Below are 10,815 nucleotides of genomic sequence, written 5' to 3' on the forward strand. Positions count from 1 at the left end.
GTTACTCCTGAAGAATGGCCCCCGTTTCAAGCAAGGTATGTGTAATTTTATTCTTCCAATCCAAACGGTAAAGCACCGTCCACAAAATAGTTCCCAAAAACATTATCATTTGGAGAATGATTTGTTCCTTTACGGTGTAACTCTTTTCCAACTGTATCAATATGTGCGATCAGTTTCTCATTGTTTATTTCTTCATAGTGCAGGATATCAAAAAAGTAAGGAAGTGGATATTCCTCATTTAATAATTCATCCAACAGCACTCGCAAACGCAACAGGACATGGGAAGGATTTTGAAGCAATAAAAGGCAGCTCTTTAAGTAAGTAGTTCAAAAATTTAAGCGGACAGGCGTTCCGTTATTGGTCATTCAACTTTTTAAATAGTACTTTAACAAATAAGTGTATAAATACAGAAAATACCCAGAGTTCTCTGAGTAATTTTTTGATTACTATTTTTTACACTTAGAATCACTAATTATTAACAGCCATTCGTCCGAGGGCACCGTTTTCGTCAATTATATCTTGAATATCATATACCGATATTGGAAACATCGGAAAACCAAAAACATATGGAGTGATTTCATATAGTTGAAAATAGATAACAAGAGTTTTATCTGCGATGTAAAAATCTTGATCAGGACGAATGGTAGTAAACTCATCTAGCGTCTGGATATTCCGTTTTTTCATTTGCATTTTAATCAAGTCTGAAAGTCTTTTAATATAATCACTGCCAGGCTTAAACAAGTATTTAAGGGTACAAAGCTTTCCTTTCTTGAGGTCAAACGTTAAAGATTTTATAACCGTCATACCATGAGCTGCTTGATAGTGATACGTATAATTGGATTGTGATAAGCTTAAAACTTCCCGTTGATTATTTTTAATTTCATAGTATCCAATTATTTCCTCAACACTTGAGGGCATACTTCCAATTTGTTCATTTATGAGCTGCTGGGTTTGTTCAACGATCGTATAATTTATAAAAGATTCTAATGGTTGATTCTGCATGCCGAAAACTTGCGGATAAAAGACAGTTTTTTTCGGTCCACTACTAATTTTTGCCGTTTTAATACTTACCGGTAACGAAATGGGCATAGAATTCATCCTCACTCATTGAGTTTTTACTCATTGTATTCTTGAGGATGCAAAAGTGACAATGCAAAAGAAACACCGGGATGAATAGCCTCCTTTTAGTAGTGTATTTAGTTATTGAAATGAATGGTTTATAGATTAGACTGGAGAATAGAAAAGTGGTGAGTTAAGTAATGGTCTTGAAGAAAAGAAGAATTTGCGGTTCTTTAATTGATATTCAACAACTGGTTCTAAATACCTTCTAGGTTTTCCAGAAAAAAGAGAAAATACTTTGTAAATTGGGAAAATGGGAATAATTAGGTAAATGCGAGGACCATCCCCGTGTTTCTTTATTATCTTCTATACTTTTTTTGCTTTTGTGAAAAGAAGTACTGATCTAACGTTTTGATATTAAAGTCTGAATACTCGTTTAAGAATATAACATCAAAATTGTTCCTACCAAGTAAACATGATCTCAGCTGCTTCTCCTTGCTTTGCTACAATCTTATCTATTGTACTTAATTAATATCATAAAAAGATAAAGGAATTTACTCAAAAGATGTCGAAAATAAGAAGTCATCCATTAAATTACAAAGGAGCTAAAATATTGAAATCAAAAGTTATAGCTTATAAAGTCTCTTTAAATAGCGATAATATTTTTATATTAAGAAAGAATCCAGAACTCTTAAAAGAGACTGTATATAATAATATAAAAAAAGTTCACACCGTTGTTTATCCACAAAGAACATGTTCATTTGCTCTACAAATAATCGAAGAATTCCCTCAAAAAACTACCAATATTCTCTTAGGAAGGATGGTGAAGTATAGAAAGATACATGAGGTAGAAAAGTGTGATGAGGTTAATCAAAATATAAAAGTAGTTGATGAAGAAAACAACATCTTAGAGAAAGTATATTTTTATTACGAGCCATCGGACAAAAATCCCTAACCCTTGGTATTATTAACCTAATTTAATGGTTAACCAAGATTGTGTTCCCGCAGCTACTGCTTGGAACGAATCCAATGTGATTTGTCAAATTCCATTTTGGACTAAATAAGCCCAAAATCGAGCATTTTGCAATATATACACCCTAATTTTTCACAGGGTTTTTGTGGAAAATAGAATCATTGCCCGTTTGGGCAAAAATAAAAGCCATAATGAGTTTCCTCTGGTAAAATAGAAGTAACGAATCAACTATCCCGAAAGGAGTTCATTATGGCTACCTCTATTATACCAAAATCTTATTCTAATGTAATCTACCTTCAACCATCATTTTCAATTATGCAAGAAGACTTTTCCTCTTTGCGCCACCTCCCTTATGTAAAACTGGCGCTCGACTTCCCTTGGGAGAAGGTTTTCGCTCCCATTGAACAAGAATATGTTAGGGCTCGATTTGAGCGCTATCGGAACAAGAAAAATCAAAAGAGTTTATACAACAACCAGGAAGAATTATTTTCCGATCTACCACAAAATATGAGTATTCAACCTGAGAAATCTTCTAAAGGACGAAAAGGCATTAACTTTTATGCTCTATTCAAATCGTTCCTTTTAGCTCCTCTTCTCTATGTTGAAGTTATGGTCTCAAGTGTTCATCTTCAAGTTGCCGGAAACTCGGATTTTCGAACTGTTTGTGGTTTTACACAGGTTCCATCCCTCAAAACTTTTGAGCGATTTGATCAAATTATGATTGAAAACGGACTATGGGAAAATGCCCGACAACTGATGGTTCAGTTTAATATCGAACAAGGAATTATTGAGAAAGAAGAACAATTGGCAGTTGATACGACACATGTCGAAGCTGAAGCTACTCTTCACGCCCATCGTAAGTGCGGCCACTCCGAGCCATGCGACTGTCCAAAAATCCCTACAGATGACAATGTCGGACTCATGAGAAAAAGCAACACCGTTACATATATCGCCCACAAAGTAGCACTAGTGTGTGGTGTAAAATCAGAACTACCTTTATCTAGAAGCATTTTTAAAGGTGGCGAGCATGATGGTACAACTCTTAAGACCACTTTAGAAAAAGTAACGCAAGATCTTCCGGAAGAATGGTTGAAAAATGTTCAATACGTGAGTGCAGATGGAATCTATCAAAATAAAGACAATCAAGAACATACAAAAGGGATTCTTCAGGCTAAACTGCTATCTCCTATAAATCCAAGAAAAATTAAGGACCAGGAACTGAATTCTCCTGGAATGACTAAGCTTGATAAGTATGGTGTTCCGCACTGCATAAGCGGCCACCGATTAAAACTAAAAGGATTGGATGCAACAAAACAACAATACATTTGGACATGCCCAGTATTTGATCCCAAGTATAAGCAAGAAGGACTTTCTTGTACAAAGGCTTTTCATATTCAATGTTGTAATGGAGCTAAAACAGGAAGAACGGTGCGCATACAACAATCATTAGCTCCACAAATTGATTCAGAATATCCACAGCACCTTCAATCTTTTAAAACCAAATATGCGGAGAGAACTGCCATTGAACGGGTAAACGCACAGGCCAAAGAAGGCCTTAGTATGCGAAGAGTTCATAAACGGGGCCGAGTAGCAGTCGAAGCACATGTAGATCGATGCATCTTAACTGCACATACCTTGGCTTATATGTCTGTTCAAGAAACAGGGCAGCTATACCGTGGTTGGACAAAATTATCTGCGTAAAATTACCAGTTTTTTGTAAATTCAAAACTGATGACAGGATAAGTCTGCCCTTTTTTAGGTTCATTTCCATAGAAGGGAAAAATTAAACCGAAGGTTTGACCAAATCAGCTTTCAAGCCCCTTCTTCATTCCATAATTTCAAATTATTTCATTCGAATTTTAATTTTGTCCTGTGGCTCTACGATAAAACTACGGAATATTTAATTTTTGAAGAAAGAAGTCAACTAGATATAGAAACCTTTATTAAGGCATTTCAATACATCATTAACTTCAATAACTATGAGATTCAAATAGATATAAATCCAATTCTTCACACGAAGAAATTAATAGAAAGAATCAACAGATTAAGAAAAATAACATGGGCACACTTTGAGGTAATACCAAACAATCCAGATCAGCGTATTTGGAGTATGTTTGAATCGATAAATGAAGATTTAGCCTCAACTAGCTCTGAATATGACTTTAAAAATCCTGAAGGACTAAGTAGAGAGGGTTCATTGACCGAATTAGTAGACGATGTTAACTCTGGAAAAAGTAGAAGGTATATTATTGGTGGTTATACAAGGAATAATATATATGATGAAGTTAGGTCACACGAACATATTAAAAGGCACTATGTGAAAATTGAGCCTTCAGATGAAGGGAGAAAAAAGGGATTGTGGATGATAACAAAGGAACTATTAGACCTATAAAAAATAAAGAGCTTAATTTTATTTCCCTTTTAAAGTCCTATACTCAAGAACAGGAACTATTTTCTTTTTTTAGTTTTATTTTGTCGCTTTTACTTTCTCTTGTTGTTGTATTAATGTTCCATCATTTTAATTCCTTAGATCTGACACATAAAATTGTGAATAATATATTTATTGCTTCTTCAGCAATATTTGGAATAATTATTGCCTCTTTTGGTTTATTCGCTGCTATTACTGATAAAAGCTTCCTGAAATTAATTAATAATCTAGGACAGATAACAAATGTATTATTTCCATTCTGGTTTTGTTCTTTATTATGGAGCATTCTTTTATCTTATTGCTTAGTAACTAGCGTTTTAGAACTTGATACTGAAAATTACAGATACCTAATATTTCAATTATTCTTTGTACTATTCTTATTTTTTCTATCTATTGGTTATACTTTATCTTTAATTGGTGATATTCTTAAACTTACGATACATAAAGCTAATTTAATCGATGTAAACATATCTACTATTGATGCTAAAAAATGGAATACACAAATAAACATTAATAAGTCTTATCTTATATATTTACGTTTCATTTGTGTTATTGGGTTTTTATTAATTACCTATGACCTTTTTTGGTTAAAATTTCTTAAAGAATTTATAGTTTTAACTTTAGTCACTGGTGCCTTCAATCTTTCTTACATATATCTCTACTACAAATTTATAAATAGTTTAAAGAAAGAAAAACAAATTGCTCTAAAAGTACATGCTAAAGATATAGTTAAACTTCAATTACTCTATATTGTAGTTCTTACTCTTCTTAGTATATAATTTCAAAATTTTTAGGGGCAGTGTAAGGAACAAGCAGGGGAGAGCGCTAAGCTGCATCGTAGCGGTCAGGGGTTCAAGCCCCCAATGACTGAGAAATGGGTTCTTAAAACATGGTGACGGTTCTGGTGTTTAGAAACACTAGAACCGTCACCATGTTTCCTTAGCGAAACGAAAGAAACATGACCACCGTCCCCATGTTTTTTTACAAGGAGAAGGGGCAAAGTATGTTTATATGCGATTGCGGAGGAGTCATGGTGGTAGTTGCTATTGAAGAACCACCTGATCACTTGTCAGAAAAAAAGAAATTAGTTTATAATCGAGTTTGTGATGTTGAATCCCAAAAATGCGGCAAGGTTGTCTATTCTCAAGCATATGATGATGGTTCGACAATAAATGAAGTAAAGAATTCAAAACCCTTATAAACTTAATCTGTTATTATCAAATCGATTTTAACGATACAATACGAATAGTTAAAGACAAATAAAAGTAATTCAACGACTTAGTCAGCGTTAATCAAGCATAAGAGGAGTGAATAAAATGCTTTATTATACGGGAATTGAAGAAGTTATTTTTTCAAAACATGAAATACTTCCAGAAGAACCAGATGAACTAATAATTATTAGTGGTTATCTAGGTCCTGCCCCAATTAAACGTTTATCGGAATTGAAAAATATGAAAATCACTGTGATAGGCGGAATGTATCCTTCAGGTATAGATGCTAGATTGTTAGATTCATTAGAGCGAATAAAGGAATCTAACGACTCATTAACCATCAAGTTTGCTGAACAAGAAATACATTCAAAAATTTACATATGGAAACATAAAGGGAAAATTTTATCTGCACTTATCGGTTCTGCAAATTTCTCGTCTAATGGGTTACGCACTGACTATAGAGAATCTCTTGCTGATGCTACACGAGATACTTTTAGTCCGTTAGAATTATATTATCAATTTATACTTGAACATTCATCCGAAATTCCAACTGTTAGGTCTAAGCAGAAAATTATTGATTTTACAACTCCAATAGTTGCTGAAACTAAAGAATCATATAATATAAAATATAGTCTTGATATTCCACTATTCAGCTTAACAGGAGGAGAAAAACAAGTCCCTCTTTCTAGTGGGCTAAATTGGGGAAGAGCCCGTTTAACAAGCAATGCCCATGTCGCTGCTGGCGATGCGTATATTAGATTACCTAAAGATATATTAAAAAGTAATCAGTCTTTATTAAATCCTTTTGATCCAGAATTCACCACACCGGATGGGAAAAGAAAACGAAATTCAGATCCTATCGAATTAATTTGGGATGACGGAACCATTATGGAGGCCTCCCTAGAGGGAGTACAAAAATTTAAAGGTAAAAAATATCCCAAACAATTAGCTTCATTTTCATCAAAACAACCGATTTTAAATGGACAACGTATTTCTAAAAAAAGTATTCTTGGGCGATACTTACGAAGCCGCCTAAACATAGAAATTGATGAAGCCATTACTATGGAAATACTCAGGAATTACGGAAGAGATACAATAACCATCTCTTTAATTGAAGGTGGTATATATTACGCTGATTTTTCAGTGTAAAAAAGACAAACAAGAACGTGCTTAAATTGCAAGTTCTTGTTTGTCTTTTTCTACTTGTTCTATCATTTTAAATAAGATTGGCATAAGTTCACCTAACTTTTTAGCAAATAACGGTGGGACCGCATTACCAATCATCTCAAAGTTTGAAACCTGAGATTCATTGAATTCATACTCATCATCGAAAGTCTGTAACCGTGCAGCCTCACGAACAGTGATAGAACGCATCTGTTCTGGGTCAGGATGTATATGACGTAATCCATCTTTTTTTAGATGAGCCGGAATAGTATTACTCGGTTCATCCCAACGAAGAACATGATACTTATGAACGTTCGTTCTTCTTCCAGTCTTTTGATAATATAATTCGATTAGTGCGTCAGCAGAATTATACTGAAAACATCCATCTTTAATATCTTTTGCAAGGCTGTAAAATATTTCTTGATCTCTTTTGCTATGAAAACGTGAAGTGTGTCCATTAATCTCACACTTATTATCATAAGCCTGCCGATTAATAGGATTTTCCAATGGATAAATGGGTGGTAAATCAAAAATAGCATCCCGAACTGTACGCTTCTTGGCTACCTTTTTTGTCGATAGCATTTCCAAATAGAAATTCTGTAGTACTTCTTGATAGTCTACTTCTGTTGAATCACGGCGAATACCAACAATAATAACCCTTTTCCTTCTTTGAGGTACTCCAAATTCAGTCAAATCAAGCAAGGCATATTTCCGTAAATCATTTATAATTTCATACCCTGCTTCATTAAATGCTTTTTTAATCAAATCTGTAATCTTTTCCCCTGTCGGAATGGCGGACAATATCCCTTCAACATTTTCAAATACGACAAGTTTAGGTTTATAGTGGTTAACTATTTTTATATATGATTCAAATAGAAAGTTCCTATAATCATCTTTCATGCCATTTTCATCACGTATACGTCCAGCTAAAGAATAGGCTTGGCATGGTGGTCCGCCGGAAATTAGATCTACACTTTGTCCCTCTGTAAGTGAATCAAGCCCCACTCCCTTGCCAAACTCAGTATCATCCCAACCATATAACAATTCATCTGTACGCTGTATATCAAAGTTTAGCACTTTGTCTACCGCATATTCATCATTGTATTTCATTTCTAATCTTTTTACCAAAGTACGAACTTGTGGCTTTAACCATTCGACTGCCGAGAGAAGATTAAAATTATCTGTTTGTTCAAACCCATCCAATAAGCCACCTGCTCCAGCAAATAACTCAATATTATTTAATTTTCTCATTAGCTTCCTCCACCAAAATTTTAGTACTAGTATTTAAATGCTTTTTCATCTTCTCTCCAATTACTTGAGCTAACAAAGGAGGGACAGCATTACCAACCTGTCTATTCTGCTGTGTTTTTGTTCCCAAAAACTCAAATGTATCCGGAAAGGATTGTAATCTAGCATTCTCTCTAACTGTCGGTACACGATTCCATTTATAGTGAAAATGATTACGGTGACCTGTGTCAATTGTTTTTGAAGGTTTTTGACTATGGTAACGAGTCCATGCCTCATTAAATTTTCGAGATTCACCTACCCCTGGAGGTAAATCTTTATGGTTTCCACCTTCAGGCACTTGACTGATTACCCGCTTTACCTCGTCGGTATGCTTTGTTCCCAGATGATTGTATATAACATTAGAATTTTTACGCATCATTTCTTGATAACTACTTTTTGGCTGACAAGTGTATGACATCACATTTTCCCCAAGCGTATCAACTAAGGATGGTAAATCTGATATAGCCTCAGATGTACTTACATAATGATTAGAATCTAGAATAGGTTTTGGAAAAACAAAATAGTCATATCCCAAATCTTTTCGATATCCAACAAAAAACATTCTTTTTCTTTTTTGCGGTACACCATAATCTGCCGCTAGTAAGGGAGAATCCGTCACACTCACAGCATAACCCATATCTTCAAAAGTATTAATAATCTGCTGTTTCACAGTCCCTTTATATAATGTCGCCATTCCTGGCACATTTTCAATCAAAAAGACTTTAGGCTGAAAATGTTTAACAGCATGAACTACAGCAACATAAAGTTTGTTTCGTGAATCATTAAGGTCTCTGGCCCCGGTTAAGCTAAATCCTTGACAAGGGGGACCTGCTATAATAACATCAACCTTTCGATTTCCAATAGCCTTTTCTATACTATTGATAGATTTCTCTTCATCAAACAAATCTTCTTTTAAGGCTATAGCGCCTTTAATATTATGAGCATATGTGCGCAAAGCAGCTTCATCAAAATCTATTCCAGCTAATATATCATATCCTGCTTGCACAAACCCCTGACTAAGCCCCCCAGCTCCCGAAAATAAATCAATTACTGTATATTTCTTAGTCATCTATAATCACCTTGTTTTCTATAAATTCAACAATATCACCTATTTCACAATCCAACGCTCGGCAAATACGCTCTAAGGCTTCAAGTGAAACACCTTGGTTTTTACTTAATCTAGCTAGGGTAGCGGATGTAATTCCGGAGCAATCTCTCAGTTGCGTTTTATTTAACTTTTTGTCTATGGCCAACTTCCAAAGCTTGTCATACGAAATAGACATATCAAAACCCCTTCTATATTTGTAGACTAAAATTCTACATATATGTAATTTCACTAGAGTGATTTTAACATATCCCCTTTATTTCGTAAACAACATTCATGTTTTTTCTTAGTACAACTCTTTATCGTCCAATTTTCAATCAAAAAAAATGCAAATACATTCGTTGTAGGTGCTCATTTATCACTTATACTATTTTTTTGTCAAACCGTTCTCCCTTTTGCCAAACGGTTAAACCCCTTCCGCAAAACTGCACCTCGTTTTTCTACTTCTCCTTCACTCACAAAGCCATAATCCCCTAAAGACACATCTAACATTCTGCCTACATCTCTATTCCTAACATAAAAACAACCCTCGAAAATGGCCTCAATAAGCCATTTCCGAGATTATCTATTCTGTTATGGATTCTCATCCCCTTATAGAGCCTTAGTATCAGTTTTCTGTACGTCGAGCCAAGATTTTATTCCACGCTTCCTCCAGCCCTTACCTCACGCTAAGTACCTTGCGCTTCCTTAGTGGTTGGTGATGTGTACCCCCACAGTGGACTTTCACCACCTAGATAGTTGCCATGCCTGCCACACACAATAAAGGGCTTGCTACTCAGGCAAGCCTCTTCAGGGACGATATCTAATATTAATGAGGCAAAAAAAACCTCATTTATTTATGATAATGTTCACCTTACTATAAATAGCTTTTCCACAATCTGGCCCAATTGCTTCAAGACAGCTATCCTAAATCGAGTAGAGTGAACGAATCAGAAGATTGATTCGTTCGACCCTCTCACACCACCGTACGTACGGACCCGTATACGGCGGTTCAATAATTTGAGTGTACAAACTGGTATTTTGCGGATATATCCATATATCCGAGTTGTACCAGTTTTCTATCTGTTAAAGACCTATGAAGGATATAACTGGCAGAAATCCTCCAGTAACCCTTTCGGGTATTTGACCATTCATAGGCTTTTTGCTTTTCGATACCTAGTTGAATGAGATTCCTACGTTTGGTTCGTGGGTTTTTCCACTGTTTCCAAATGTATTGTCTGATTCGTCGTTTCAACCAACCATTCAAATCATTCATAAAGCTTTTCATTTCACCAATGCCGTAGTAGTTTATCCACCCTGTCATTAGCTGCTTGATTTGTTTGAAGAGGACTTCAATGCTCTTCCCTCTGCTCCGCTTTGTTATTTTCTTCAACTTTTGCTTCACGGTAGACTTAGCCTTATGATGTGGTCGGATTTTGACACCGTTTCTAGTTGCCAGTAGGCAAAAACCCAGGAACTTTCGTTTCAGTGGACTTCCTACCGCACTTTTCTCACGATTCACGGTTAATTTCAGTTCACCCTCTAGGAAATTGATTGAGTTCTCCATCACTCGATAACCTGCCCGTCTACTTTTGACGTAAATATTGCA

12 protein-coding genes are annotated in these 10,815 nt (G+C 35.2%); 6 read left to right on the top strand and 6 right to left on the bottom strand.

The window, feature by feature from the left end; all coding sequences use genetic code 11:
* Positions 1-47: 47 nt before the first annotated feature.
* Both PY093_RS16470 and PY093_RS16475 read right to left on the bottom strand, forming a co-directional pair.
* Complete coding sequence (locus tag PY093_RS16470) at positions 48-254, bottom strand: hypothetical protein (RefSeq protein ID WP_275646947.1); 207 nt, start codon at positions 252-254, stop codon at positions 48-50.
* Between the two features lie 214 nt (positions 255-468).
* Positions 469-1,089 (bottom strand): DUF3298 and DUF4163 domain-containing protein, encoded by a 621-nt coding sequence (locus tag PY093_RS16475; protein ID WP_275646948.1) that lies wholly within the window; start codon positions 1,087-1,089, stop codon positions 469-471.
* A gap of 583 nt (positions 1,090-1,672) precedes the next feature.
* Here PY093_RS16475 and PY093_RS16480 point away from each other — a divergent pair.
* From PY093_RS16480 to PY093_RS16505, 6 genes are all read left to right on the top strand, one after another.
* Positions 1,673-2,014 carry a hypothetical protein gene (locus PY093_RS16480; RefSeq protein WP_275646949.1) on the top strand — a complete coding sequence of 114 codons (342 nt, stop codon included), beginning with the start codon at positions 1,673-1,675 and terminating at the stop codon, positions 2,012-2,014.
* 267 nt (positions 2,015-2,281) lie between these two features.
* Entirely contained in the window at positions 2,282-3,733 is a 1,452-nt protein-coding gene (locus PY093_RS16485; RefSeq protein ID WP_275646950.1) for a transposase, read from the top strand.
* A 169-nt stretch (positions 3,734-3,902) separates the two neighbouring features.
* Entirely contained in the window at positions 3,903-4,424 is a 522-nt protein-coding gene (locus PY093_RS21470) for a DUF4747 family protein (RefSeq protein ID WP_481769314.1), read from the top strand.
* A complete protein-coding gene (locus PY093_RS16495; RefSeq protein WP_275646952.1) occupies positions 4,391-5,239 on the top strand; it encodes a hypothetical protein in 849 nt (282 codons plus the stop codon). The genes PY093_RS21470 and PY093_RS16495 overlap by 34 nt, the downstream gene beginning before the upstream one ends.
* Before the next feature lie 224 nt (positions 5,240-5,463).
* Complete coding sequence (locus PY093_RS16500; protein ID WP_275646953.1) at positions 5,464-5,661, top strand: hypothetical protein; 198 nt, start codon at positions 5,464-5,466, stop codon at positions 5,659-5,661.
* 115 nt (positions 5,662-5,776) lie between these two features.
* Entirely contained in the window at positions 5,777-6,820 is a 1,044-nt protein-coding gene (locus PY093_RS16505) for a restriction endonuclease PLD domain-containing protein (protein ID WP_275646954.1), read from the top strand.
* Between the two features lie 21 nt (positions 6,821-6,841).
* On the opposite strand, the gene PY093_RS16510 is transcribed toward PY093_RS16505, so the two are convergent.
* The 4 genes from PY093_RS16510 to PY093_RS16525 all read right to left on the bottom strand — a co-directional run.
* Positions 6,842-8,086, bottom strand: a complete 1,245-nt coding sequence (locus tag PY093_RS16510; protein ID WP_275646955.1) for a DNA cytosine methyltransferase — start codon at positions 8,084-8,086, stop codon at positions 6,842-6,844.
* Positions 8,070-9,191, bottom strand: coding sequence for a DNA cytosine methyltransferase (locus PY093_RS16515; protein WP_275646956.1), 1,122 nt, complete (start codon positions 9,189-9,191; stop codon positions 8,070-8,072). The genes PY093_RS16510 and PY093_RS16515 overlap by 17 nt, the downstream gene beginning before the upstream one ends.
* A complete protein-coding gene (locus PY093_RS16520; protein ID WP_275646957.1) occupies positions 9,184-9,405 on the bottom strand; it encodes a helix-turn-helix domain-containing protein in 222 nt (73 codons plus the stop codon). The genes PY093_RS16515 and PY093_RS16520 overlap by 8 nt, the downstream gene beginning before the upstream one ends.
* Before the next feature lie 813 nt (positions 9,406-10,218).
* Positions 10,219-10,815, bottom strand: a 597-nt coding sequence (locus PY093_RS16525; RefSeq protein WP_275644170.1) for a group II intron maturase-specific domain-containing protein, incomplete at its 5' end; no start/stop codon positions are given.

It is taken from the genome of Cytobacillus sp. S13-E01 (genome assembly GCF_029193815.1).
In the GTDB taxonomy this organism is placed as follows: domain Bacteria; phylum Bacillota; class Bacilli; order Bacillales; family Bacillaceae_L; genus Bacillus_BV.